This window comes from Tangfeifania diversioriginum, from assembly GCF_900141875.1.
In the GTDB taxonomy this organism is placed as follows: domain Bacteria; phylum Bacteroidota; class Bacteroidia; order Bacteroidales; family Prolixibacteraceae; genus Tangfeifania; species Tangfeifania diversioriginum.
The window spans coordinates 138892-165236 of the sequence record NZ_FQZE01000002.1 but is presented as its reverse complement, the minus strand read 5'-3'; the positions used below and the strand labels follow the sequence as shown (position 1 = coordinate 165236).

The following is a 26345-nucleotide window of genomic DNA, read 5'->3' as shown; positions in this document are numbered from 1 at the left end:
TAAAGGTCTGTTTTTTAATAAAATCATACTTTTTTGTCCACATTTATAATTCCGAACCTCTGCATTGTTTTCCCGAACATTTAGCCGGTTCCACTCCCCTACATTTGCATCATGATTTCATTCATAATCAAACAAAAAGAAGTCAAACTTTTAAATAAAAACAAATGAAAACAAAAATGATGAAAGCAATTGTTGCAACAGGTTACGGAGCACCGAATGTACTGAAACTGCAACAGGTTGAAAAACCGCAACCCAAAGAAAATGAAGTGCTGGTAAAAGTGCACGCTAATTCGGCAACCACGGCCGACGGCATGATGCGCACCGGCAAACCCTACTTTGGCCGTTTAATGACCGGACTCACCAAACCAAAACATGCCATCCCCGGAACCGGATTTGCGGGTATTGTTGAAACGGTGGGTGAAAATGTGACTTCGTTCAAAACAGGCGACCGTGTTTTTGGTGAAACTACGCTTGGGTTCAGCACCAATGCCGAATTTGTGGCAGTTCCTGAAAATGGTGTTATTCTCCCGATGCCCGAAAATATGAGTTATGCCGAAGGTGCGACTTACGGCGATGGCCATGTAACTTCTTTGAATTTTTTGAAAGAAATTGCCCAAATTAAACCGGGCCAGAAAGTATTGATAAACGGAGCATCCGGTAGTTTGGGAACAGCCGCGGTACAAATTGCCAAATATATGGGCGCTGAGGTTACCGGTGTTACCAGCACCCGCAATGTAGGCCTGGTAAAATCGCTTGGAGCCGACCATGTAATCGACTACACCAAAAAGGATTTCACCAAAGTAAATGAAACTTACGACGTGGTTTTTGATACCGTTGGTAAAAGCTCTTTTTCAGAAAGTAAAAATATTCTTACCGAATCAGGATTGTATGTTTCGCCGGTGCTGAAATTCTCTTTGCTTTTACAAATGATGCGGACTTCAGTTTTTAGTAAAAAGAAAGCCAAATTTAGTGCTACCGGGTTACTAAAAGAATTTGAATTGAGAGAACTTTTTGCTGAATTATTGAAAATTTCCAAAGAAGGAAAACTCAAAACAGTAATCGACCGCCAATACCCTTTAGAAAAAGTTGCCGAAGCACACACCTACATTGCTTCAGGTCACAAAAAAGGGAACGTTGTAATTATTGTTGAACCTGAAAATTAAAGTCATGAAAACAATTCAAACAATGAAAACAAATGCCCGGACTACCGGTGTTTTGTACCTTATAATTATCATCTCGGGTTTGTTCAGCGAGCTATTCGTTCGCTCAGGAATCATTGTTCCGGGCGACGCAAATGCTACTGCCGGAAACATTGCAGCCAACTCTTTTTTATTCAGAATCGGTTTTATCAGCGATTTAATTATGGTAATGAGCGATGTGGGAGTGCCACTGCTGCTTTACTTCGTTTTAAAACCTGTAAATAAAGGATTGTCCATGCTGGCCGCATTTTTCAGGTTGGCCCAGGCAACGGTGCTGGGTATAAATCTGCTGAATTTTTATTTGCCGCTGTTGCTTTTGGGCGATAATAGCTATCTCAGCAGTTTTTCAGACGAACAGCTCAATTCGCTTTCGCTTCTTTTTCTGAATGCGCATTCTTACGGTTACCTAATCAGCGGCGTATTTTTTGGAATCAGTTGTGTAATCCTCGGACACCTGATTTTTAAAGCCGGTTATTTCCCAAAATGGCTGGGCATTTTGGTTGTTGCAGCCGGTGTAAGCTACTTAATCGACTGTTTCGTTAATTTCCTGTTCCCGGAACTTACTTCAACAAGCGAAATCCTTGTTATGACTGTTGCCGTGGTTTCGGAACTGTCGCTTTGTTTGTTCCTGCTGATTAAGGGAGTTAAGACAAATTAAATGTAATGTAATACCAATCCGTTTAAAGAAGTTTTGAGTTCTCTGAAGTAGTTAATCAGCAAACAATTTTATAACTCCAACCGGTCCTCTTCCCAGATTAATTTCAACAGATTTCAGTTGAGCATCTGCTCCCACAAACTCCAACCGGTAAGTTTTATTTTTCCCCAGTTTGAACTTCAGGAACTTGTTCAAATCGTCAGTCGGCAAAGGTGAATAGCCAAATTCGATTTGATTATCCCCCTCGAAAACAGAAATTCTTTCTGAGATCCGGCCCTGCGCATTTTGTTCGTTCTCATTTTTAAACAAAACCACATCAACCAAAATTTCATCTTCCTTCAGTTCCTGTCCGGCCAGTTGTTCCTGGTACAGCCTGATGTAACGATCGGTCACATTAACTGCATGAATTTCCCTTGAATCGCGGTCCCACACCAGCGGATAATGCGTTTGGGCAGGTTTGTAGGAAGCCGCATAAATCCAGTGAACCGGTTTTTCCGGATCGGCTTTTCCGGCATCGGCCAAGAACCAGCTTTTATTCAGCGCATCAGGATAGTATTCGGTAAAATACCATTCGCCGTCAATCCAAACTTCCACCCAGCTGTGATTGCCGCGCATGTTTGTCCAAAGCGGAGTTCCTGCAATGCGCGCCGGAATACCAACAGACCGGAAAGCATCGACCAGCAGAAACGATAAGCCGGTGCACGTAGCCATTTGCTCTTTTATAGCCTGAAAAGGACTGATATTTACAACACTGCGTTTGGTATTGTATTCCACCCCCAGTTCATCCATGATATTGAAATTTACAGAATCAACTGCCTGGTAAATATTTTCACACTCCTGCACATAAGGCGAAAACAGGTGGTAAAAATTTTCGCGCCAGTTGTCGCGGGTTTCATCCAGATTACAATAGGGCAAAACTTCATTCAAAAAAACAGAATCGGGCAGATTACGACACCATTCAAATTCTTCGCGGGCCCGCCAGGCACCCTCCACCTGGTCGAGGATAAATTCTGCAGATAATGTTTTCAAATCTCTTTCGGGCATATAAGAAATTAAGAAAGCAGTTACTTCCTTTTGATTCTTCTCACTCTGCTCCAATGCCAGTTTTAATTCATCCGCATTCTCTCTGGCATTAGCAAATGCGGTATCAAGCAGTGAATGGTACTTTTTGGGAACACTTGAATATTCAGACTGACAACTGTGAAAAATTGCTGTTACAGCGATAACCAACCACAAAATTCTCTTCATCTTCTTAAATTTATTAAAGCCTTATAAAAATTCGTTTCTTGTATGAAATCTACGGAGCGCATCGAGCGAAACTAATGGTTTATTTTCGGTCATTCCATTATTTTATTGAAATGGAGATTAACAAGGCATTTCGGAATTTTCTAACTTTTTTGAATGCCAAACTTAGTTATTCTCTAAATCCGGGACGAAGAATTGACGCAATTGCAGCAATCCTCATCTTTTTTTTCTGAAAAACTCCTGCATAAGCTCAGCACATTCTTCACTAAGGACTCCACCAACAACCTCAGTTTTCGGGTGAAGTGCATTTGGAGAATGCTTCCGGAATCCGCGTTTGGGGTCAGGAGCGCCAAAAACAATTTTGCCCACCTGCGCCCATGCCAGTGCACCTGCACACATTAAGCAGGGCTCGAGCGTAACATACAGCGTACAGTCATTCAGGTACTTCCCCCCCATCAAGTTGGCTGCGGAAGTTATGGCCTGCATTTCGGCATGGGCCGTTACATCGTTCAGGGTTTCAGTTAAATTATGGGCCCGCGCAATAATTTTGTTGCCTGAAACAACCACTGCCCCCACAGGAACTTCGCCCTGATCAAAAGCCTGAACAGCCTCGGCAAAGGCCTTTTTCATAAAATATTCATCACCAAAAGGTTCAATCATAAAATGTTTACAAAAGCTGTGAAATTTAGCCGATAAAATTGCTAAAATCTTCTTATTTTCGCAACCAAATAAAAAAAAAGGTATCATGTACAGAACACATACGTGTGGAGAATTAAGAGCAAAAAATATTAATCAGCCGGTAAAACTGGCCGGATGGGTTCAACGGGTCAGAGATTTGGGAGCCATGACATTTATTGATTTACGCGACCGATACGGAGTTACCCAACTGGTAATTGATGAAAATACCTCGAAAGACGTAAAAGCAAATCTGGAGAAACTGGGGCGTGAGTTTGTCATTCAGGCAGAAGGAAAAGTAAGGGAACGTTCGAGCAAAAATAAAAATATACCCACCGGCGAAATTGAAATTGAAGTGGCTGGAATTAAAATCCTCAGCCCGTCGGCCGTTCCGCCGTTTACCATTCAGGAAGATACCGATGGCGGCGACGAATTACGGATGAAATACCGTTACCTCGATTTGCGCCGCCAAAATGTTCGCAAAAACCTGGAACTGCGCGCAAAAATGGCACATGCTATTCGTACTTATTTGAATGAAGAAGGTTTCATCGAAACTGAAACGCCGGTTCTTATAAAATCAACACCTGAAGGTGCACGCGATTTTGTAGTTCCCTCGCGCATGAATTCAGGTGAGTTTTTTGCACTTCCGCAGTCTCCACAGGTTTTTAAACAATTGCTAATGGTGGCCGGGTTCGATAAATATTTCCAGATTGTAAAGTGTTTCCGCGATGAAGACCTGCGCGCCGACCGGCAGCCTGAATTTACACAGATTGACTGCGAAATGTCGTTTGTGGAACAAGAAGATGTGCTGAATGCTTTTGAAGGGCTTACCAAATTCACGTTTAAAAACGTACTGAATGTGGAAGTGGAAGATTTTCCACGAATGCCTTATTCCGAAGCCATCGAAAAATATGGATCCGACAAACCTGATATCCGTTTTGACATGTTGATTTCAGATATTTCTGAAACGGTTAAAGGAAAAGGGTTCAATGTATTCGACTCGGCAGAATATGTGGGTGCAATATGTGCAAAAGGATGTGCGGGTTATTCACGCAAACAACTCGATGAACTGACTAACTGGGTGAAGCGACCGCAAATTGGTGCCAAAGGATTGGTTTACGTAAAGTATAACGAAGACAGAAGCTTCAAATCATCAGTGGACAAATTTTATTCGGCCGAAGATTTAAAACAGTGGGCTGAAAAGTTGGATGCAAAACCCGGCGATTTAATACTTGTTCTTTCTGGAGATAAAACCAAAACGCTCCACGCCCTTGGCGAACTGCGCCTGGAAATGGCAAAACAATTGGGGTTACGCAAACAGGGTGTTTTTAAACCACTGTGGGTGGTTGATTTTCCGCTGCTTGAATGGGATGAAGAAACTGAACGGTTTTACGCGATGCACCACCCGTTTACAGCTCCGAAACCCGAGGATATTAAATTGCTCGACTCCAACCCGGGAGATGTACGTGCAAACGCCTACGACCTGGTTATTAACGGAGTAGAAATAGGTGGAGGATCTGTCAGGATTTACGACTCAGAACTGCAATCGAAAATGTTTAAAGTACTCGGCTTTACGCCTGAACAGGCTGAAGCACAATTTGGGTTCCTGATGAACGCCTTTAAATATGGTGCACCTCCGCATGCGGGTATTGCATTTGGTTTCGACCGGTTTGTTTCGCTGTTTGCCGGCCTCGATTCCATTCGCGATGTAATTGCCTTCCCAAAAAATAATGCCGGCAGGGATGTAATGATTGACTCTCCATCACCTGTATCAGAAGAGCAACTTACTGAATTAAGCCTTCGGTTAATTGAAAAGAAAAAGTAACTATTTTCAAGCAGAAGGATCAAAAAAGGGAAGCTAAATTAGCTTCCCTTTTTTGATATATCTTAAAACGGATAAGTTCTATCTTTCCACTTTTTGCCTTGACGAATAGTTAATATGCAATGCAGCAGATTTTCTTAACTCCTGCTTAATATCGGAAACAATACCCATCTTAGTATTTTCATCCACCTTAAGAGAAGTAATCATCATGGGCCTTTCGGCTTCGTCTCTTGCTTCTCTTTCAGCAATAACATAATCCTGGATATCATTCACATTGGCAAACTGATCGTTCAACTGGATGCGTGGTGCAACACCAAATGTACTTTGATATTGCTTCAGCGGTTCACCCACATAAATGTAGCTTACCAGCGATTTCTTTTCCAGTTTACTCAATTCTGTTGCTTCCGGAAGTGTAATATCTACCATGTAGGTTACTTCCCGCATGGTAGTACTTACCATGAAGAAGAACAGCAACATAAATACAATATCAGGCAACGAAGCTGTTGATATTGGAGGTATTTCCTTTTTTCCTGTATCTTTGAATTTACTCATAACTAATCTACCTTTTTAGGTTCAGCTTCTGAAATTCTGGATGGATAGACATCTCGAATAGCGTCTTGCTTATCTCTTTCCAACTCATCATAGGGTTCTCCAAATTCATCTCTGGCGAGTTCATCTCTCAGTTCATTAATGGCAGCAACCAGTTCGTTTTGAACAGCGATATAGGTACCATACTGTGTATCAAGGTCATTACGCAGCGAAATAACTCCTTTGGTAACCATGGTTTCCCCAAAATAGGGAATTTGTTGCGGTTCCTTTTCGGGCAAACTCTCATCGTTGGTTGGGTTCGCCATAAATTCTTTCGCTCTTTCACGTAAATTATCAATTTGGGCATATTCGCCTTCCACAAGTAATTGATTGTTCCTGTTAACCAGAACAACAAATACATTTCGCTCTTTAATCTGTTGATCATCTTCGAGCTGTTCGGGATCGACCCATTGTGGAAGTCTTCTTTCCAATCCGCTGTCAACGTCCATCGTGGTTGTTACCAGGAAAAAGATAAGCAGCATAAAAGCAATATCAGCCAATGATGCTGACGGTATTTCAGGTATTTTCTTTGCCATAATTAATTTTCCTGTTTAATTACCACGAATTAAATTACTTAAATAAATTAACTACTGATGAGTATGCAATTGACAGCACTGCCAATCCTATTAAAATATAGGTAGCATACAAACCGGTATCCACTAATTTTGCTACTTGCTCTGTAAGCGTTCCGTCGTTTATAAACTTCTGAACTCCTATAAACTGAGGAATTTCATCGGAAGCCAACAAATAAGATACGAGCGCCACTGCTCCCAAAAAGACCACTGATATTAAACCTTTTTTGGCAGCTTTAATGTCGGTAAACATATGGAATATGCTTGCCAGGATAGCAATACCGGCACCAAAAGCCATTAAAATGTAGGTCCACACAAGGTTGGTGTTAATCCAACTACCCATTGTCGGGTCGGCTTCATTTTCGCTAATGTTAACCATCATTGAAACAATAAGAACAGCCGAGATAATGAGCAGGACCCACAATACTATGGTAACAATTTTTCCTACTTTATTCATGGATTTTCTTATTTTTTCAAGTTATGTTTAACCAATAAATCTAAAAATGAAATGGATGCATCTTCCATGTTGTTGATGATGCTGTCAATTTTTGAAACACAATAGTTGTAAAAAATCTGCAGAATAATTGCAACTAACAGCCCCGACACAGTTGTAATCAAAGCTACTTTAATACCACCTGCTACCAGTGAGGGAGAAATGTCACCTGCAACTTCAATGGCATCAAATGCACCAATCATACCAATTACAGTTCCCATAAAACCAAGCATTGGTGCCAGTGCGATAAACAGCCCAATCCAGCTCAGTCCTTTTTCGAGCAAACCAGCCTGAACGCCACCGTACGAAATGATTGATTTTTCAACTACATCGATTCCGTGATCGAAACGATCCAGTCCCTGGTAGAAAATACTTGCAACGGGGCCGCGCGTTTTGCGGCAAACATCTTTGGCAGCTTCAACACCACCATTTTCAAGCGCATCTTCAACTTTAACAAGCAGCTTCTTGGTATTGCTGGTTGCCAGGTTAAGGTAAATTACCCTTTCAATAGCAAAGGCTAAACCTAAAATCAATGCAATTAAAACGAATGACATGAAAGTTGGGTCACCTTCAATAAATTTTTGTTTCAACTGGCTGTGCAAGGATTTCCCTTCTTCAGCTGCTGCTGCAGCCTCTTCTACAGGATCAGCAGTCATGTCAACCTGCTCCGTACTCTCTGCACTCGTTGTTTCCTGGTCGGCTGCCTCATCCTGTGCAACCACAGTGTTTGATGCCATAAAAAACAGCATCCCGAATACTGCTATTAACGCGAATAGTCTTTTCATAATTAATTTAAATTTTTTAATTAATAATTTCCTTGATTTTTGTATTATTTGAACTTATTTCAATTAAAATTTCCCAACAAATAACATGTTTTCCCTTTAAATAATCAAATAAATTAAAGTTTATTTGATGTCAAGTTACGAACTTATATTTCATTAACCTCCTTTATTTCTAATTTCTGAGCGGAGAGAGGGGGATTCCCCCGCAGGGATCCCTTCGGGAGAACCTCCCGATACCTATATAATATTTCCCTTTTTAAGAAAATTATATCCATCAATACTTTTAAAGAACTTCTCACGCTTTGCAGCTTCACTCCGGGATTCAAACTCTTCAAAATAATGTAATTTCCAGGGGCGCCTCCCTTTCGTGTACCTGCTTTTTCCTGAATTGTGAACTTTTACGCGTTCTCTCAAATTTTTGGTTGAACCGTAATAATAAGTTCCATCATGCTCACTTTTCAAGATGTATGTGAAATAACTCATTTTTCTCTTCTTCTGCGGAGAGAGGGGGATTCCCCCACAGGGATCCCTTCGGGAGAACCTCCCGATACCTATATAATATTTCCCTTTTTAAGAAAATTATATCCATCAATACTTTTAAAGAACTTCTCACGCTTTGCAGCTTCACTCCGGGATTCAAACTCTTCAAAATAATGTAATTTCCAAGGGCGCCTCCCTTTCGTGTACCTGCTTTTTCCTGAGTTGTGAACTTTTACTCGTTCTCTCAAATTTTTGGTTGAACCGTAATAATAAGTTCCATCATGCTCACTTTTCAAGATGTATGTGAAATAACTCATTTTTCTCTTCTCCTGCGGAGAGAGGGGGATTCGAACCCCCGATACCGTTTTGCGGTATTCACGCTTTCCAGGCGTGCCAGTTCAGCCACTCCTGCACCTCTCCTGATTTTCCGGCATGCCTCAAATAGAGGGCTGCAAAATAATAAAAAAATATGAAAAAGGAATAAAGCTATTCACTTATTTCCCCTCTCAAACTCTTATTGAGACGCATTTTAATTTCGGTTACGGGCAATTCCTGCCCCAGTAAAAACATCAGTTTTGTAATTGCTGCCTCTGTGGTCATATCGTGGCCCGAAACAACCCCTGCTTTTATGAGATCCAAGCTTGTTTCGTACTGCCCCATTGAAACACGTCCGCCCTCGCATTGCGTTACATTCAGTAAAATTATATTTCGCCTGATGGCTTTTTTAATGCAGTTAATAAGCCACCTTGATGTAGGCACATTCCCCGAACCAAATGTTTCGAGCACCACTCCTTTTAACCCGGGGATATTAAATACAGAATTAAAAACCTGCTGGTTGATTCCCGGGAAAATTTTCAGGATGACCACATTATCGTCAAATTGTGTATTTACTTTCAGGATTCCCTTATTTTCATTGCAGTGAATAAATTCGGTCCGGAACCTGATGTCAACTCCTGCCACAGCGAGTTCCGGGTAATTTACTGAACGAAAAGCACTGAACAAGTCGGCATCCCGTTTTACTGCACGGTTTCCACGGTAGAGTTTAAAATCAAAATAAATGCATACTTCAGGGACCAAGCTCATGCCATTTTTACGCGCAGCGGCGATTTCAACCGAGGTAATTAAATTCTCTTTCCCGTCGGTGCGCAAAGTGCCTATTGGCAGCTGGGAACCTGTGAAAATAATTGGTTTGTCGAGGTTCTCGAACATGTAACTCAACGCCGAGGCTGTATAGGCCATGGTATCGGTTCCGTGCAAAACAACAAACCCGTTGAATCGGTTATAATTTTTCTGGATTATTCTGGCAATTTTCACCCAGTTGCGCGGGCTCATGTTGGATGAATCGAGGGGCGGGGTGAATGTTACTGTTTCGATGTTATAGTTGAACTTGTTGAGTTCCGGGATTTCCTTTTTGATCTGATCGAATTTGAAAGGCGCTAGCGTGCCGGAGTGCGGATGCTGAACCATACCAATGGTACCGCCGGTATAAATAATCAGTATTGAAGTTTCCTTCTCTTCAGAATTAGTCATTTGCTCAGTTATAGTTTAGCGGCGCTAATTTATCAAATTCCGAACAATTGGCGGGCATTTGATGAAGTTATTTCTGCTACCTGTTCTACAGAAATGCCGTAAACTTCAGCAACTTTTTTGGCAACAAAAGCAAGGTAGGCACTTTCATTTCTCCTTCCCCGCTTGGGGACCGGGGCCAGGTAGGGAGCATCGGTTTCCAATACAATATTTTTTATATCAACGTCTTTTAACACCTCATCCAGGTTACTGTTTTTAAAGGTTACCACACCGCCAATTCCAAGAAGAAAACCAAGGTCAACCACTTTCTGGGCTTCATCAACGCTTCCCGAAAAGCAATGAAAAATCCCTTTCAAATTACCATCCTGCTCTTCTTTTACAATGGAATAAACTTCCTCGAAAGAATTTCGCAAATGAATAACTATGGGTAAATTCCTTGATTTGGCCAGTTTCACCTGGTGCCTGAATGCAATTTTTTGTTCCTCAACATATTTCTGCTCCCAGTACAAATCGATTCCAATCTCCCCGATTCCGTAAAATTTTCTTTTATCCAGCCAATATTCCACGGCTTGCAGTTCTTCTTCATAATCTGCTGAAACGGATGTGGGATGAAGTCCCATTAACGGAAAACAAAGATGTGGGTAGGAATTACTGAGGTCGAGCAAACGCTTAATAGACCCGGAATCGATATTCGGAAGAATAATTTTTTTCACGTCATTGTCGTATGCACGTTGCATCACATCATCAATATCGTGGTTAAAATCTTCAGAATAAATATGTGAGTGTGTATCAATCAGCATGTCGAAAATTCAAATTTCGTCAAATGTAAAAAAGTGTTTTATCCTTAAGTTAAATTCAACTTTACCAATAGATTAAATTTTACGTTGTAATCAGGATAAAACACTTTTATTTTTGACAGTAAATTCCTCACAAATTATACGACGCCCTGTGCCAGCATAGCATCTGCAACTTTAACAAACCCACCAATATTGGCTCCTTTTATGTAATCAACTTTATTTCCGTTTTTGCCATAACTCACACACCTTTCATGAATGTCGCTCATAATTAATTTCAGACGGGCATCCACTTCTTCTCGTGGCCAGCTGATACGCATGCTGTTTTGCGACATTTCAAGTCCCGATACAGCAACACCTCCGGCATTTACCGCCTTTCCCGGAGCATAATCAATATTTTTTGAAAGGTACTCTGCGGCATCGGCCATGCAGCCCATATTTGAAGCTTCTGCCAGCAGGTAACACGCGTTTTTAACCAGTTCTTTTGCATCGTTTAAATTCACCTCATTTTCGGTAGCACAAGGAATGGCAACATTTACAGGCACTTCCCATGGATGACGTTCCGGTATAAATTTGGCTCCAAATTCGGCTGCATAGGGTTCCACCACATCGTTGTTTGTGGAGCGGAGTTCGAGCAAATAATCAATTTTCTCTCCTGAAATACCTTCAGGATCATATATATAACCATCAGGGCCGGAAATGGTAACGACTTTTCCGCCCAGCTCATTAATTTTGGTTATGGCCCCCCAGGCAACATTTCCAAAACCTGAGACAGCAACTTTCTGTCCCTCAATATCTTTACCAATTCGGTGAAGCATGTGCTGTGCAAAATAAACAGCACCAAAACCGGTTGCCTCTGGGCGAATAAGGCTACCTCCCCAGCCCAGCCCTTTACCGGTCATAACTCCTGTAAATTCATTCTTTAGGCGTTTATATTGTCCAAACAAATAACCCACCTCGCGGCCGCCAACTCCAATGTCACCGGCCGGAACATCGGTATTCGGACCTATATGCCGAAATAATTCGCTCATAAACGACTGGCAAAAACGCATAATTTCGCCGTCTGATTTTCCTTTCGGACTGAAGTCAGAGCCGCCTTTCCCGCCTCCCATTGGTAATGTAGTCAAGCTATTTTTAAACGTTTGTTCAAAACCTAAAAATTTAAGAATGCTCAAGGTAACACTGGCATGGAAACGCAATCCTCCTTTGTATGGCCCGAGTGCCGAATTGAATTCAACACGGTAGCCCCGGTTTACCTGTACTTCACCACGGTCGTCAACCCACGGCACACGAAACATGATTACCCGTTCGGGTTCTACCATGCGTTCCAGGATATTTGCCTGTTGGTAACGCGGATTTTTCTGATAAAAATCCCACACTGAACCGATTACTTCTTCTACTGCCTGATGAAACTCTTTTTCTCCGGGAGTTCTGTTTTCAAGCTTTGAAATGAACTCATTTATATCTGCTTTCATTTTATGAATGGTTTTAAAAATTAAATGTTAAAGTTAGACAACTTATTCATGAAAACAGATGGTTTAAGCGACATGCCACAAAAACGTAACAAACACAATACCAAAAACTTACAAACCCATAAAAGATGTTAAATAACAGTTTCTGACAATCGTCAGGATTTTGAAATGCAAAAAAAAGCCTCTCCTGTTAAGGAAAGGCTTCGATAATAATTAATAGGAACTATATTTTACATCATTCCTCCCATACCTCCCATTCCGGGAGCGCCGCCGGCTGGCATGGCTGGAGGATTATCCTCTTTTTCATCCACTATTACGGCTTCGGTTGTAAGGAACATGCCGGCAATAGAAGCTGCGTTTTCAAGTGCAATACGTGCAACTTTGGCAGGGTCTATCACGCCAGTTTCATACAATTGTTGGAATTCATCAACACGTGCGTTGTATCCATAGTCTCCTTTTCCTTCTCTTACTTTCTGGGCAATAACAGCACCTTCTTTTCCGGCGTTTTCTACAATCTGACGCAACGGTTCTTCAATGGCGCGAGTAACGATATCGATACCTGTTTGTTCGTCGTCGTTATCTCCTGTCAAATCTTTGAGTGAATCGTGTGCACGCAGGTAGGCAACACCACCTCCGGGAACAATACCTTCTTCAACAGCTGCGCGGGTTGCGCTAAGTGCATCGTCAACGCGGTCTTTTTTCTCTTTCATTTCAACTTCTGAAGATGCGCCAACGTAGATTACTGCAACACCACCGGCAAGTTTAGCGAGGCGTTCCTGCAGTTTTTCTTTGTCGTAGTCAGAAGTAGTGGTTTCAATCTGTTTTTTGATTTGAGAAACGCGCGATTCGATAGCCTTCGGATCGCCAGAGCCGTTAACAATAGTTGTATTTTCTTTATCAACTGTAACTTTTTCGGCTTCGCCCAACATTTCGATGGTGGTCTGTTCCAGTTTCATACCTTTTTCTTCGGTAATAACTGTACCTCCTGTCAAAACAGCAATGTCTTCGAGCATTTCTTTACGACGATCGCCAAAGCCTGGTGCTTTCACAGCGCAAACTTTCAGTGAGCCACGCAAACGGTTAACTACCAAAGTAGCCAGTGCCTCGCCATCAACATCTTCAGAAATAATCATCAACGGACGACCATTCTGTGCGGTAGCTTCGAGTATGGGAAGCAAATCCTTCATGGTGCTGATTTTCTTGTCGTGAATAAGGATGTAAGGATTTTCCAGGTCGGCTTCCATTTTTTCAGTGTCGGTTACAAAGTAAGGAGAAATGTAACCACGGTCGAACTGCATACCTTCCACTACGTCAACGTAGGTTTCGGTACCTTTCGATTCTTCAATGGTAATAACACCTTCTTTGTGTACTTTCTGCATTGCTTCGGCAATCAATGCACCAATTGTTTCGTCGTTGTTTGCTGAAACTTTTGCAACCGATTCAATTTTTTTGTAATCGTCGCCAATGGTTTGTGCCTGTTCTGCCAGATTTTTCACAACGCGTTTAACGGCTTTGTCAATACCACGTTTCAAATCCATTGGATTTGCACCGGCAGCAACGTTTTTCAAGCCAACATTAATAATTGACTGTGCCAAAACGGTTGCAGTTGTAGTTCCGTCACCGGCATCGTCGCCGGTTTTAGAGGCTACCTCTTTCACCATTTGAGCACCCAGATTTTCGTATGAATCGGGTAAATCAATTTCCTTTGCAACGGTTACCCCGTCTTTGGTCATTTGAGGTGCTCCAAATTTTTTCTCAATAACTACGTTACGCCCTTTGGGGCCCAGTGTTACTTTTACAGCGTTGGCCAGTTGGTCAACTCCTGATTTCAGTTTATCACGGGCATCAATTTCAAATTTAATTTCTTTTGCCATTTTATTTTCTTTTTTGAATTTGTTTGATTATGCAATGTACAAAACGTCGGGTTGTGACATCAGCAAATAATCTTCATCGTCAATGTTTAACTCTGTTCCGGAATATTTGCCATAAACTACAACGTCGCCCACTTTAACTTCCATGGGTTCGTCTTTTTTGTCAGCACCGACCAATACAACAGTTCCCTGCTGTGGTTTTTCTTTTGCTGAATCCGGAATGATAATTCCACTTTGTGTTTTTTCTTCGGCTTCCTGCGGTTTTACCAGGATTTTACCAGCCAGAATTTTACCTTTAAGTTCTGCCATTGTTTTACGTTTTTATAATTAAACATTTTTTTCAAAAATCGACACACAGCTTAATCATATTCTGTGCCAAGCAGCATGGACACTGTTTTTGCAAGGCAAAATGGACAAAATTACATTTTCACTGGAACCTCAAACCCGCATTGCGTTTTCAATAGACTGAAATACAGACACAACAAACAAATGGCATTAATTATGACAGGGTGGCAGTATAAATGAAAAAATGTATTTTGGTAAAAAAATCTTATTCGAAATGGTAATCCATGATATTGCGAAATCCACGCAGAAAATCAGCGGCATTCATACGTTTTTTCCCGGAAAGCTGCATATCGGTAATTTCCAACCAGCCATTTCCGCAGGCAACGTTCAAAAATGATTGATCATCAGAATCGATGGTGCCGGGAGTAGCAGTTTCGGCAGAAATAACCGGCTGAGCAAAAAATATTTTGCACGGGATGGTACGGCCGGTGTCCTTGTGCACCAGGTTGGCCCAGGCAGCAGGATGTGGCGACAAACCGCGGATCAAATTCCGAACAGTTTCCACATCTTTTGTCCAGTTGATTTTGCAGTCAATTTTAAAAATTTTTGGGGCCGGCCTACTATTTTTATCCGATTCCAGTTCCGATTGCGGTATGGGTTTTACTTTTCCATTTGCCAAAGCATCAACTGTTTTCAGCACCAGTTTGGCTCCCACTTCCATCAGGCGATCGTGAATATCGCCTACTGTATCGCTCTTTTCAATTTTAACTTCCTTGCGAAACAGGATTTTACCCGTGTCAATCTTTTGGTCGAGCAAAAAAGTAGTAACTCCCGTTTTTGTTTCGCCGTTGATAACCGCCCAGTTTAGCGGAGCTGCGCCCCGGTACTGCGGCAACAACGATCCATGCAGATTGAAGGTTCCGAGCGGGGGCATAGCCCAAACCACTTCCGGCAACATCCTGAAAGCAACTACCACCTGCAAATCGGGTTGTAATGCTTTTAATTCTTCAAGAAAGTCCGGGTGTTTTAACTTTTCGGGCTGAAGGACTTTGATATTTTTTTCAACAGCGTATTTTTTCACAGCCGATTCCGTCAATTTTTTTCCGCGTCCTGCCGGTTTATCGGGTGCCGTTACCACACCAACCACATTATAGCTGTTTTCAACCAATGCTTGTAAACTGGCCACTGCAAAATCAGGGGTACCCATAAAAACTATCCGGAGCTCTTTTCCTGTCATCAACCTAATTTTTCAGCAAAAATAATGATTCAATTAAATTATCGAATGTTTTAACGGATTTAACACAAATAAATTAGGGATCTCAACGCTTTTCAATGTGAATCTTACCAGGCTGCTTCAAAAAATCAACATTCTATTCCAGCTCATTTTTCACGTAGTCGTGTGTTTCCTTTTTGTGCTTTTGGCCAGTAAGGGCAGTGCCGGCAACCGTTTGCGCAACAAAAACCACGACGGGTTAAAAATTCGCTGGTCATTACCCTGTAACCATTCTCAAGGTAAAAGTCCTTGCCTTCCACAAGGCCATCGCTAAAACTGATATTGTCATCAAAATAATATTCTTCGTAGCTCATGGCACTGCTCTTCAAAATAAACCATAAATTTAAATCAAAATTATTGGAAATATGGGAATTGAACGCGATTATTTGATGCGCCAGCTAATGATGCTTTTCGATGTCATTCAGAAAATATTCAATTTCAGAAAAAAAGGTCAGAAGGAAGAAGCAGGGGAGCAAATCCGGTATTTTTACAATTACCTGAAACTGGAAACAAAAATTCAGGAAAAGAATATTGAGTCGTTTCTCGATTATCTGGTTTCGGAAAAGAAATTTACCAATGACCACCTGGAGATGATTGCCTTTGTTTTGAAAGAGCAGGGAGAACTGGCAGAAAGTGCGGAACAAAAACTTGATTTTTTCAGAAAATCCTACTTCTTACTGGATAAAGTTGACCGCGAAAGCACCAGCTTTTCAATGGATCGGCAAATGAAACTGGCTGAGTTGCGTGAGTATTTGAATTGAAAAAAAATTAACCCCAATAACGATTTTTCAATTCGACATTTCTGCAATTTAACCATTTGACAATTTTTCAATTTCACAATTTTTCAATTCTAAAGAAAAAACATTGCTACCCCTGCAACTGTAACCACTGCGCCCAAAATTTCCTTCCAGTTCACTTTTTCTTTAAAAATAATTACTGAAGGTGCAATAATAAGCACCGGGGTAATAGCCATCAGAGTTGCTGCAATTCCGGCAGAAGTATGTTGCACGGCAAGTAACGAGAATGACACGCCCAGAAAAGGTCCGAAAAATGCCCCCAGGGTAATCCGTTTCATGGCTGAGCCGTGTTTTAACGCCGTCCACACCCATGGCCAGCGTTTCATGAAAATAAATAGAATTGAAAAACCTGCAATTCCGGCCAGCACCCTGATTTGGGAGGCAGAAAATGCATCGTACTCACCCATTCCTTTTTTACTGAGCACCAGCCCGGTTGCCTGCCCTATTGCGCCTCCAAGGGCCAGTAAAATACCCGGAACTGAATAGCTGGAAGTTAACTTTCTGACAATTGAACCGTTTTGGGTTGAACGCTCACGTTTTAAAATAACGATGACGATCCCGACCATGGTAACCGCCATTCCCAGCCAGCTTTGTGAATCAAGCACTTCGCCCAAAAGCAGCCATCCCACCAAAGCGGCAAATGGCGGGGCAAGTGCCATTATCAGCATTGAAATTCGTGCCCCCACAACCACAAAAGCCTGGAAAAGCAGCAAATCGCCAATTACAAATCCCACCAGCCCTGAAAGCGCCAGCCACTGCCACTGAAAAAGACTGGCATCGGAAGGGAAGAAAAAACCGCGGGCAATCCAACTGTAGGCACCAATGAAAAAGAAGGCCATTACCAGCCGGATAAGGTTAACGGCCAGCGAGCCCACTTTTTTTCCTGCCGACTCGAAAGCCATGCTGGTAACCGTCCAGAATACAGCGGTTAATACGCCTGCTATTTCACCAAAATAATCCTGCATTTTTCAGTGGGCAAATGTAGTATTTCCGTGCATAAAAAAAGCCCTTCTTCCGAAAGGCTTTTAAATATTCTGTTGTCGAAAAATTAATTCAATAATTCGCGAATTGTTTCGCCCAGCTCCTCTCCGCGTTTGTTTTTGGCGACAATTGTACCGTTTTTGTCAACAATTAAGCTGGATGGGATTGAATTTACAGCGTACATTTGTGCGGCAGCATTATTCCAGTACGATAAATCAGAAACGTGTGCCCACGTGAGATTGTCGTCTTCAATGGCTTTCAGCCAGGCCTCTTTTTCGCGGTCGAGCGAAACGCCGAACACGTAAAAACCATCGTCTTTAAATTCGTTAAAAACGGACACAATATTCGGATTTTCCTGCCGGCAGGGCCCGCACCAAGCTGCCCAGAAATCGAGAAGTGTATATTCGTGCTGCGAATAAACATCCGAAAAAGTTACCGGATTTCCTTCGGTATCGTTCATGGTAAAATCGGGTGCAGTTTGTCCCACGGCAACGGTTTTCAGTTTTTCAATACGCTCTTTTAAAGCTACAATTGCGGGCACTGTTTCCAGTTTCGGATCGAGTGAATTTACCAACTCATCAAGTTCATCCAGTTCCATACCATACTGAACGCGCGAAATAAAATAAGGTGACGCATAAGAGCCGGGATGGCTCCTCACAAAATCGGCCTGTAAAGTTGTGGTGCTTTCATACAGTTCGTTTACTTCATCCATGAGCTGCTGCGCTTTTGCAGTGTCGCCTTGTGCACCTGCTTCGCGGGCCTGCTGGTAAATGGCCATGTATTCATCGCCAATCTCCTGAATTTGCTGGTTCACGCTGCTGTATTCATCGTGAGTGGCAGAGCCCGTAACTTCAACATTTGCCAGTGAATCAACTTTGCCGGTTACCATGATATCAGCATTCTCAACAAAAACAATGGTTTTGGCACGCTGCCCAAGCAATGAAATGTAATGGTCTTCCGGTGCCTCAACTTTGCCTTCGAGAACGGCAACGCCGTCAACTATATCGGCTGTGTCAACCGGAACCCAGTTGGACTCCCCGCGCTTTTCGAGCAAAACCTGGCCTTCGGCACCTTCCAGTTCAACTGTGATTTCAAATCCGTCTTTTTGCTGACTACACGCAAAAAAGGCAATGGCTATAATAAAAACTGCTAACTTTTTCATTTTCAAATAATATTAAATCTAATGTGATATTTTGCTGCAAGATAGGAAATCATTTACATATTGAAAATATTTTTTTGGGAACTGCATTTAATAAATGGGAATGAAAAACCTGATTCGCATAAAATAACAGGCATTTAGTACTGTTTTGAAGTTAATGCCTATTTTTCATCAAATTGAAAAACCTGATTTATTGGAGCATATTAACCGAGCAGGAATTCAATTCTACGAAAAATAAAAAACCGCCCTGCAGACACAGAACGGCTTCAAATTTACACACTTACCTTCTCTGCTTGTTTTCGTTTAATATCCTGAAATATTGTTCCTTTCGAATGCACGGTATTCACCGCACGCCCCGAGGGATCTGCATTGTTTTGGAACGATTCGTCCCAGGCCAGAGCCTCGCCGGTACTGCAAGCGATTGACGGCACCGAGGGAACACAGCCAGCCGCCTGATCCGACGGAAAGTGCTCGCTGTAAATGGCGCGGTACATGTATTCTTCCTTGTTTTGCGGCGTGTTAACCGGGAACCGGAATGCGGCATTTTCCATCATTTCATCGGTTACCTGTTCGCCGGCTATTTTTTTCAGGGTATCAATCCAGCCATAGCCAACACCGTCGGAAAACTGCTCTTTTTGCCGCCACGCCACGCTTTCGGGCAGATATTTTTCAAACCCTTTCCGGAGGCACCATTTTTCAATTTTCCCGTCCTTTGCCATTTTGGCTTCGGGGTTAAAACGCATGGCCACATCAATAAACTCTTTGTCGAGGAACGGCACGCGGCCTTCCACGCCCCACGATGCCAGCGATTTGTTGGCGCGCAAACAATCGTACAAATGCAGCCGGCTCACTTTCCGCACACTTTCTTTGTGAAACTCTTCCGCATTGGGCGCTTTGTGGAAATAAAGGTATCCGCCAAAAATTTCGTCGGCGCCTTCACCGGTGAGCACCATTTTAATACCCATCGATCTTATCACGCGCGCTATCATATACATGGGAGTGGAAGCCCGCACAGTAGTTACGTCAAAAGTTTCGATATGGTAAATTACATCACGAATAGCATCCAAACCTTCCTGGATGGTATAATTTATTTCGTGATGAATAGTTCCAATTTCTTCGGCCACCTCGCGGGCAGCTTCCAAATCGGGGGATTCTTCGAGGCCAATTACAAATGAATGCAGCTGGGGCCACCACGCATCCTTCTGGTCATTTTCTTCAATTCGCCGGGCAGCAAACTTTTTGGCCAGTGCCGATGTAATGGACGAATCCAGACCGCCGGAAAGAAGCACCCCGTAGGGTACATCCGACATCAGCTGGCGATGTACGGCATCTTCCAGTGCCTGCGACAATTCATCGATATCAGCCGGATTGTCTTTTACATTTTCGTATTCCATCCAGTCGCGCTCGTACCAGCGTTTCAGTTCACCGTCTTTGCTGTAATAATAGTGTCCCGGCGGAAATTCTTCAATTTTTGTGCAGTAACCTTCCAGCGCTTTCAGTTCCGAAGCCACGTAATAGTTTCCGTGCTGGTCCCAGCCCTGGTAAAGCGGAATAATTCCGATATGGTCGCGGGCAATCAGCCAGGCATCGTTTTCTTCGTCGTAAAGCCCGAATGCAAAAATGCCGTTCATATCGTCGAGAAACTTTTCCTTTTTTTCACTGTACAGCGCCAGAATGACTTCGCAGTCGGAGCCAGTTAAAAACTCGTATTTCCCTTCAAACTGTTTCCTGATTTCGCGGTGGTTGTAAATTTCGCCGTTCACGCCCAAAATCAGTTTCCGATCTTTACTGTACAGGGGCTGACCTCCCGATTCGGGGTCAACTATCGAAAGCCGCTCGTGAGCGATAATTGCTTTTTCGCCGCAATAAATACCCGACCAGTCGGGCCCGCGATGCCGCAGTTTTTTCGACATCTCCAGCACCTGCGGTCGCAAAACCTGCGGGTCACTCTTTAAATCAAATGCACATACAATTCCACACATATCTTTTATAATTAAATGATTTTATTTGAATTTTTGTCAAATATAAACACTTTGACAACAATACAAAACAAACAATAGATATTTTCTCATTTTTATAGCATTTAATTTACATTTAGTAAAATTATTCAACTACCATTAAATAATAGACCAGACTGACACCAAATGTGTAATTCTTTAAGGGATTAGTAGAATAGTCTATGCCGGGCAGCAAAATTTTTCGCACAAACAACGCTAAGTTCACGAAGAATGCAAATAATTGAACTTGCCGCGTGCCTTTATTGCCGGGTTTTCTATTCGGAAGCGAATGAATCAGAAAATCGGGTTGAACGTTAAACCACTTAATTTGTTTACATTGTAACTGTAAATTGTTTAACAAAAAAAGCAAAATGATATGAGTTATTATTTAAACACTGTAGTAAAAGGAAAAAGTTTTGAAGACGTAATTGAACTGGTAACAAGCGAACTTCAAAAACAAGGATTTGGCTTACCCGCCGATGTTGAAATGCATTCAATTTTCAAACAAAAACTCGATGTTGATTTCAGGAAATACCGGATTCTGGGAGCCTGTAATCCTGCGTTTGCCCGCAAGGCAGTTGAAAGCGAAAAAAATATTGGCGTGCTGTTACCTTGCAGCGTGGTCGTTCAGGAACTTAAGCAGGGAGAAGTGGAAATAGCGGCGGTTGACCCGGTTGTTTCCATGGCAGAAGTAAAGAACGAAACAGTTCAGGAAGTGGCCGCTGAAATAAAAAGCCGGCTAAAAAAGGTAATTGACAATTTGTAGTTCAATTAGAAAATGCATAATGACAGGAGTTCCGGAAACGGGGCTCCTGTTTTTTTGTATGCCAGCCGGTGGATCTTAACCTGCTGACTCGAAAAAATCCTGAAAGGATTGGACAACAATAGCCCTGGATGCAATCCGGGGTTCAGAAGTTTGGGATCAAAAGAATCCTGAAAGGATTCAACCAAATCAAACAGTTATTTTTTCCTTATTGAACCCGTTCCGGGTTCGGGAGGAGATGCCGGTTCACTCCACGGGCTTTACCCGCGGCTATTGTTGCAGAACCACTGCGTGGTTTTCCACGGAAAGTTCACCTGCTGACTCGAAGTCAGCTGGTGAATAAATTTGCAGTATTGCTACTATTTATTAAGAAGGTCACTGAGAGTGACCAGCTCAACGTTCTAATTGACACCAGTTCAACCGGCCAAAGTTCAATTTCCTATCATATAAAGATTCTTATCCGTGCGCAGAATCATCCGGTCCCGCACAAAAACAGGAACTGCCTTCACTGTTTCACCGATACTATTTTCGGCTACTTTTTGAAACGATTCACCGGGCTTGATAATGGTGCAGTCGCCCTTCACATTAAAAAAGTAGATATTGCCAGCCGCATAAATGGGCGACGCATTGAAATTGCCGCGCAGTTTTTCCTTCCATATTGGTTCGCCGGTCATGGCATCGAGACAGGTGACCATTCCGCGGTCGTGTACCATATACATATTCCCGTCCACAATTACCGGAGTGGGGATTTGCGGCACCTCATCCTCGTACATCCATTTCACATGTGTTTCGGTCACATCGCCTTCGCCGGTGGGATCAATTGCAAACTGCCGCGTAAAATAGGGTACGTTGTCTAAAAATATCCAGCCCGAATTAACAAATACCAGTCCGTTCCAGTAAAGCGGCTGGCTCACGGTTGAATCGTACCCGTATTCGATGGTCCAGACCACTTCGCCGGTATTTACATCGTGGGCAAAACACATAAATGCGGCGTTGCTGATTAGGAGCTCACGCCCATCCGCCTCAATCACAATGGGCGTTTGGTACGACTTCCGGTAAACCGGTTCCAGCGGGTCATAAATATCTGCCGGGCGAACACTTTTCCAGATGGTTTCGCCGGTTTTCTTATCGAGCGCCACCACATACGGATTTTCCGTGCCTTCCAGATGCAAAATCAGCATATTTTCATGAAGAATGGGCGAAGATGCCGGCCCCTGCATGTGTTCTGCTTTCAAATCTTCGCGCTTCCACTCCACTTCAAAATTATCAGTGTTTATGCAGGCGGTTCCAAATGTGCCGTAATGCACATACACAAAGTTACCATCAATGCACGGTGTGGGCGTAGCATACGAGTTGGTGCTGTGGATGCGTTGCGGGTCATCGCACGTAAACACGGTTTGTTTGTTCAACAGTTCTCCGCTCTCAAAATCGAAACAAAGCGTGTAAAATTCAGTGCCGTCGTCGGAGGCGGATGTCAGCCAGATTTGATCGCCAAAAACCACAGGCGATGACCAGCCTTTTTCTTCAACCGGAACTTTCCAAACGATGTTGGCAGAATCGCTCCAATTTAGTGGCGCGGTTTCCACATTTGCATGGCCATTCATTTCCGATCCTCTGAAATGGGTCCAGTTTTTTCCGGATTCTGAAGTATTGCAGGCACTTAAAAACAACAAAGAAACAATTGAAACAAGCAAGCGGCTAATCATGATTATAGATTTAAGTTGATTTGGTGACTAAAGTAAAAAAAAGAATACAAAATTATAACATTTCCACATTCACCCATTCACCACGAAACAAAAATAAAATATAAATTAGCCCCCAAAACACATTCATTTTGAAACAAAAGACCGCAAGATACGCCACTTATTTTCTGATTCTGTTTTACTCAGTTGGGGTATTGGGATTTACAATTCCCTTCACGCATAATTTTTTCAGAATGCTCACCCCGTTTGCGTTACTGCTCAGTGCGGCGTTTATAATCTGGTTTCACAAACCCCGGTTCAGCAGCAAAACACTGATTGTTTTCGGATTGATTTACGTAGTCTCTTTTGTTGCAGAAGCGATTGGAGTGAATACAGGGTTGCTTTTCGGAGATTATATTTACGGAAAAGGGCTGGGGCCCAAAATTTTTGAAACGCCCTTAATGATTGGGCTCAACTGGCTCATGCTGGTTTATTGCACCACAGTAATTTCCGACCAGCTTTTTCAAAAAGAAATCATCCGACTCATTGCCGGGCCATTGATGATGGTAGGTTACGATTTGGTGATGGAACAGGTTGCTCCGGGACTGGACATGTGGAGCTGGAACGGGGGAACTATTCCGTTGCAGAATTACCTCGCCTGGTTCGGGTTTGCATTTCTTTTTCACCTGCTCATCCGAAAAACAAAAGTTTCTTTTACCAATGCGCTGGCCGCACCGGTTTTCATTATCCAGTTTCTGTTTTTTGTTATTTTAGTGCTATTCTTTAGGCTCAGTTAATCATGATAAAAGCAAAACACCACTGGTTTTTGTCTCCTTTTCTGGTTTGGTACGGCTGGATGCGCATTAAAATGCATTTCAACAAAATCAGGATAAACGGTAACCTGAAAAACAAAAAACGTCCTTTGCTGATTATTGCCAACCATTTTAGCTGGTGGGACGGTTTTTTCATCGCATCGTTAAACAAAAAACAGTTCGGCAAAAAATTCCATATTTTGATGGAAGAAAAACAACTGGTTGAAAATAAGATTTTGAACCAGGGTGGCGTTTTCTCCCTGAGAAAGAATTCGAAAGATGTGGTTCGCTCATTACAATACTCGGTTGAATTACTTAAAGACCCCGGAAATATGGTGGCCCTGTTTCCGCAAGGGCAGTTTGAATCGAAATACCAGCACCCGCTGCACTTTGAAAAGGGGCTGGACTGGATACTGAAAAAGCTTCCCAATAAAGTTGAGATGGTGTTCATTGTAAATCTTACGGAATATTTCGATTCGGTGAAGCCCAACCTGTATATTTATTACAAAACCTACGATTACGAAAGAAAAACATTGGCCGGTATTGAAAAAGATTATAATGATTTTTACGAAGAGTGCTTTAAGAAGAACATAACTTTTAAGGACAATTAATTTGATTTACCTCGCCTACACGGTTGTTTTGTTTTATGCGCTGCGCTTTTGCGTGGCCTTGGTCAACATTATTTTTTCACCGGTGCTGAAAAAACGAACACCGCAAAGCACACCCCTGGTTTCGGTTCTGATTCCTGCCCGCAACGAAGAAGCAAACATCGTAAACATACTAAATGACCTGAAAGAACAGTCCTACCTAAATATTGAAGTAGTTGTTTTTAACGATCAATCGACCGACAACACGGCCGGACTGGTTAAATCATTTTCGAAAAATGATAAACGTTTCAGGCTGGTTGAATCAACGGGATTGCCCGAGGGCTGGCTCGGCAAAAACAACGCGTGCCACAACCTGGCCCTTCATGCCACAGGCTACTATTTTTTATTCCTCGATGCCGATGTGCGCATTTTGCCGGGTGTGATTGAAAGCTCGATTGTACAAATGCAAAAACACCGGCTGAAACTGCTTTCTATTTTCCCAAAACAAATTATGAAAACCACCGGCGAAAAAATTACCGTTCCGGTGATGAACAGCATTTTGTTGTCGCTGCTGCCAATGGTGCTCACCCGCAAAAGCAGCAGACCTTCGCTGGCAGCAGCCAACGGCCAGTTTATGCTTTTTGAAAAAGAGACCTATCTGGAAATTCAACCGCACGAAAAAGTAAAGAAACATCCGGTTGAAGACATTTTAATTGCACGCATGTATAAATTGGAAGGACAAAAAATGCAATGTATGACGGGCAACGAAACCATCAGTTGCAGGATGTACCTGGGGTTTGACGATGCCATGCAGGGATTCGCCAAAAACGTAGCTGAATTTTTTGGCGGCAGCCATTTGGCTGCTTTTTTATATTGGTTGTTTGGGACATTCGGAATTTTTGTCGTGCTGTTTTTTCTCCCGCCGGTGTTTATGATTGTCACGCTCGCAATGGCAATTGCCCTGAAAATTTTTGTTTCGGTGGCCAGTAAACAGTCTGTTTGGCAAAATTTGTTTCTTGCAATACCTCAACAACTTTTAATGGGTGCGATTGTTTTTCTATCTTATCTGAACAAAAAACAGAAAAAAAACCAATGGAAAGGAAGAGATATCGATTAATGCTCCTGTTTGTATGCTTCAGTTTGTTTTCAGTTGCTCAAAACAACTACAGCACAAATATTTACGAGTCATTTATTTCCGGAAAAATGGAGAACTGGGAAGCTGCTGTAGATGAAATGGAAAGCAAAAAAAGCACTGAAGCTGTCAACCTGTTGGATCTGATAAATTACCAGTACGGTTACATTGGCTGGTGCCTGGGGAACGACAAAAAAAAGGATGCCAGGCACTACTTGGAAATGATGGAAAAAAACCTCGAACTTTTGAAAAAAGAAAAAGGAGAAACCGCCAATTACCACGCCTACAATGCAGCGGCCTATGGTTTTAAAATCGGACTCAGCCTTTGGAGGGCACCGTTTTTCGGCCCAAAAAGCATGGATCATGCCGAGATGGCCATTGAAAAAGACAGTACAAACTTGCAGGCCAACATTGAAATGGGGAATATTTGGAACCACATGCCCGAAATGTTTGGCGGTTCAACAGAAAAGGCAATGCATTACTATTTAAAAGCAATTGAAATTTTTGAAAAACAGGAGGAAGAAAAGCAAACCCAAAAATGGATGTATTTGAATTTACTGGCTACTGTCGGTCAAATTGAAAACCATGAAGGAAATGAGGAAAAGGCATTGTTATTTTATAAAAAAGCCCTTAATATTGAACCTCGGTTTATTTGGGTAAAAAATGAGTTGTTACCGTCTTTAAAATAAGATATTTATATAC

28 protein-coding genes and 1 tRNA gene are annotated in these 26345 nt (G+C 42.4%); 9 read left to right on the top strand and 20 right to left on the bottom strand.

Annotated features, from left to right (window positions below; all coding sequences use genetic code 11):
- The first annotated feature begins 164 nt into the window (after positions 1-164).
- Together BUC07_RS01955 and BUC07_RS01950 are read left to right on the top strand one after the other, a co-directional pair.
- The gene (locus BUC07_RS01955) at positions 165-1163 is read left to right on the top strand and encodes an NAD(P)-dependent alcohol dehydrogenase (RefSeq protein ID WP_083578047.1); all 999 of its coding nucleotides are present in this window, start codon (positions 165-167) and stop codon (positions 1161-1163) included.
- Between the two features lie 4 nt (positions 1164-1167).
- A complete protein-coding gene (locus BUC07_RS01950; RefSeq protein WP_073165005.1) occupies positions 1168-1857 on the top strand; it encodes a DUF4386 domain-containing protein in 690 nt (229 codons plus the stop codon).
- Positions 1858-1908: 51 nt separating this feature from the next.
- Here the strand turns inward: BUC07_RS01950 and BUC07_RS01945 are convergent, their stop codons facing one another.
- Entirely contained in the window at positions 1909-3102 is a 1194-nt protein-coding gene (locus tag BUC07_RS01945) for a transglutaminase-like domain-containing protein (protein WP_073164737.1), read from the bottom strand.
- Between the two features lie 213 nt (positions 3103-3315).
- Positions 3316-3759, bottom strand: a complete 444-nt coding sequence (locus BUC07_RS01940; RefSeq protein ID WP_073165000.1) for a nucleoside deaminase — start codon at positions 3757-3759, stop codon at positions 3316-3318.
- Positions 3760-3844: 85 nt separating this feature from the next.
- Here BUC07_RS01940 and aspS point away from each other — a divergent pair, with 85 nt between their 5' ends.
- Positions 3845-5599: an aspartate--tRNA ligase gene (gene aspS, locus BUC07_RS01935; protein WP_073164734.1), complete on the top strand. Its 1755-nt coding sequence runs from the start codon at positions 3845-3847 to the stop codon at positions 5597-5599.
- A 78-nt stretch (positions 5600-5677) separates the two neighbouring features.
- On the opposite strand, the gene BUC07_RS01930 is transcribed toward aspS, so the two are convergent.
- From BUC07_RS01930 to BUC07_RS01865, 14 genes are all read right to left on the bottom strand, one after another.
- On the bottom strand, positions 5678-6148 hold the full coding sequence (locus BUC07_RS01930) for an ExbD/TolR family protein (RefSeq protein WP_073164732.1): 471 nt from the start codon (positions 6146-6148) through the stop codon (positions 5678-5680).
- 2 nt (positions 6149-6150) lie between these two features.
- Entirely contained in the window at positions 6151-6720 is a 570-nt protein-coding gene (locus tag BUC07_RS01925) for an ExbD/TolR family protein (protein WP_073164729.1), read from the bottom strand.
- A gap of 34 nt (positions 6721-6754) precedes the next feature.
- Positions 6755-7213 carry a hypothetical protein gene (locus tag BUC07_RS01920; protein ID WP_073164726.1) on the bottom strand — a complete coding sequence of 153 codons (459 nt, stop codon included), beginning with the start codon at positions 7211-7213 and terminating at the stop codon, positions 6755-6757.
- Between the two features lie 8 nt (positions 7214-7221).
- Positions 7222-8034 carry a MotA/TolQ/ExbB proton channel family protein gene (locus BUC07_RS01915; protein WP_073164724.1) on the bottom strand — a complete coding sequence of 271 codons (813 nt, stop codon included), beginning with the start codon at positions 8032-8034 and terminating at the stop codon, positions 7222-7224.
- A 234-nt stretch (positions 8035-8268) separates the two neighbouring features.
- Positions 8269-8514, bottom strand: coding sequence for a GIY-YIG nuclease family protein (locus tag BUC07_RS21565; RefSeq protein ID WP_073164721.1), 246 nt, complete (start codon positions 8512-8514; stop codon positions 8269-8271).
- A 68-nt stretch (positions 8515-8582) separates the two neighbouring features.
- Positions 8583-8828: a GIY-YIG nuclease family protein gene (locus BUC07_RS01905; RefSeq protein ID WP_073164721.1), complete on the bottom strand. Its 246-nt coding sequence runs from the start codon at positions 8826-8828 to the stop codon at positions 8583-8585.
- Between the two features lie 15 nt (positions 8829-8843).
- Positions 8844-8931 (bottom strand) — tRNA-Ser (locus tag BUC07_RS01900).
- A gap of 66 nt (positions 8932-8997) precedes the next feature.
- Positions 8998-10041, bottom strand: coding sequence for an asparaginase (locus BUC07_RS01895; protein ID WP_073164717.1), 1044 nt, complete (start codon positions 10039-10041; stop codon positions 8998-9000).
- A gap of 32 nt (positions 10042-10073) precedes the next feature.
- Positions 10074-10838 carry a TatD family hydrolase gene (locus tag BUC07_RS01890; RefSeq protein WP_073164714.1) on the bottom strand — a complete coding sequence of 255 codons (765 nt, stop codon included), beginning with the start codon at positions 10836-10838 and terminating at the stop codon, positions 10074-10076.
- Between the two features lie 134 nt (positions 10839-10972).
- Positions 10973-12307, bottom strand: coding sequence for an NADP-specific glutamate dehydrogenase (gene gdhA / locus BUC07_RS01885; RefSeq protein WP_073164711.1), 1335 nt, complete (start codon positions 12305-12307; stop codon positions 10973-10975).
- 227 nt (positions 12308-12534) lie between these two features.
- Positions 12535-14178 (bottom strand): chaperonin GroEL, encoded by a 1644-nt coding sequence (gene groL, locus BUC07_RS01880; protein WP_073164708.1) that lies wholly within the window; start codon positions 14176-14178, stop codon positions 12535-12537.
- A gap of 27 nt (positions 14179-14205) precedes the next feature.
- The gene (locus tag BUC07_RS01875) at positions 14206-14484 is read right to left on the bottom strand and encodes a co-chaperone GroES (protein ID WP_073164705.1); all 279 of its coding nucleotides are present in this window, start codon (positions 14482-14484) and stop codon (positions 14206-14208) included.
- A 241-nt stretch (positions 14485-14725) separates the two neighbouring features.
- Entirely contained in the window at positions 14726-15697 is a 972-nt protein-coding gene (gene fmt / locus BUC07_RS01870; protein WP_073164703.1) for a methionyl-tRNA formyltransferase, read from the bottom strand.
- 143 nt (positions 15698-15840) lie between these two features.
- Positions 15841-16047, bottom strand: coding sequence for a C1orf53 family protein (locus BUC07_RS01865; RefSeq protein ID WP_073164700.1), 207 nt, complete (start codon positions 16045-16047; stop codon positions 15841-15843).
- Between the two features lie 51 nt (positions 16048-16098).
- Between BUC07_RS01865 and BUC07_RS01860 the strand changes: the two genes are divergently transcribed.
- A complete protein-coding gene (locus BUC07_RS01860) occupies positions 16099-16494 on the top strand; it encodes a hypothetical protein (RefSeq protein ID WP_073164697.1) in 396 nt (131 codons plus the stop codon).
- Positions 16495-16583: 89 nt separating this feature from the next.
- Here the strand turns inward: BUC07_RS01860 and BUC07_RS01855 are convergent, their stop codons facing one another.
- The 3 genes from BUC07_RS01855 to asnB all read right to left on the bottom strand — a co-directional run bounded on the left by BUC07_RS01855 (position 16584) and on the right by asnB (position 20652).
- Positions 16584-17495, bottom strand: a complete 912-nt coding sequence (locus tag BUC07_RS01855) for a DMT family transporter (protein ID WP_073164695.1) — start codon at positions 17493-17495, stop codon at positions 16584-16586.
- An 83-nt stretch (positions 17496-17578) separates the two neighbouring features.
- Positions 17579-18673, bottom strand: a complete 1095-nt coding sequence (locus BUC07_RS01850; RefSeq protein WP_073164692.1) for a TlpA disulfide reductase family protein — start codon at positions 18671-18673, stop codon at positions 17579-17581.
- Between the two features lie 269 nt (positions 18674-18942).
- Complete coding sequence (gene asnB / locus BUC07_RS01845) at positions 18943-20652, bottom strand: asparagine synthase B (RefSeq protein WP_073164688.1); 1710 nt, start codon at positions 20650-20652, stop codon at positions 18943-18945.
- A 391-nt stretch (positions 20653-21043) separates the two neighbouring features.
- Between asnB and BUC07_RS01840 the strand changes: the two genes are divergently transcribed.
- On the top strand, positions 21044-21433 hold the full coding sequence (locus tag BUC07_RS01840) for a DUF302 domain-containing protein (protein WP_073164685.1): 390 nt from the start codon (positions 21044-21046) through the stop codon (positions 21431-21433).
- A 428-nt stretch (positions 21434-21861) separates the two neighbouring features.
- Here the strand turns inward: BUC07_RS01840 and BUC07_RS01830 are convergent, their stop codons facing one another.
- Positions 21862-23136, bottom strand: a complete 1275-nt coding sequence (locus BUC07_RS01830; protein ID WP_073164679.1) for an outer membrane protein assembly factor BamB family protein — start codon at positions 23134-23136, stop codon at positions 21862-21864.
- Positions 23137-23264: 128 nt separating this feature from the next.
- On the opposite strand from BUC07_RS01830, the gene BUC07_RS01825 reads away from it, so the two are divergent.
- Genes BUC07_RS01825 through BUC07_RS01810 form a run of 4 tightly spaced genes read left to right on the top strand, consistent with a single transcriptional unit; the run spans position 23265 to position 26332 of the window.
- Positions 23265-23909, top strand: coding sequence for a carotenoid biosynthesis protein (locus tag BUC07_RS01825; protein ID WP_139279437.1), 645 nt, complete (start codon positions 23265-23267; stop codon positions 23907-23909).
- A gap of 2 nt (positions 23910-23911) precedes the next feature.
- The gene (locus tag BUC07_RS01820; protein ID WP_073164673.1) at positions 23912-24535 is read left to right on the top strand and encodes a lysophospholipid acyltransferase family protein; all 624 of its coding nucleotides are present in this window, start codon (positions 23912-23914) and stop codon (positions 24533-24535) included.
- 1 nt (position 24536) lies between these two features.
- Complete coding sequence (locus tag BUC07_RS01815) at positions 24537-25628, top strand: glycosyltransferase family 2 protein (RefSeq protein WP_073164670.1); 1092 nt, start codon at positions 24537-24539, stop codon at positions 25626-25628.
- Positions 25604-26332: a hypothetical protein gene (locus BUC07_RS01810; RefSeq protein ID WP_139279436.1), complete on the top strand. Its 729-nt coding sequence runs from the start codon at positions 25604-25606 to the stop codon at positions 26330-26332. The genes BUC07_RS01815 and BUC07_RS01810 overlap by 25 nt, the downstream gene beginning before the upstream one ends.
- Positions 26333-26345 lie beyond the last annotated feature (13 nt).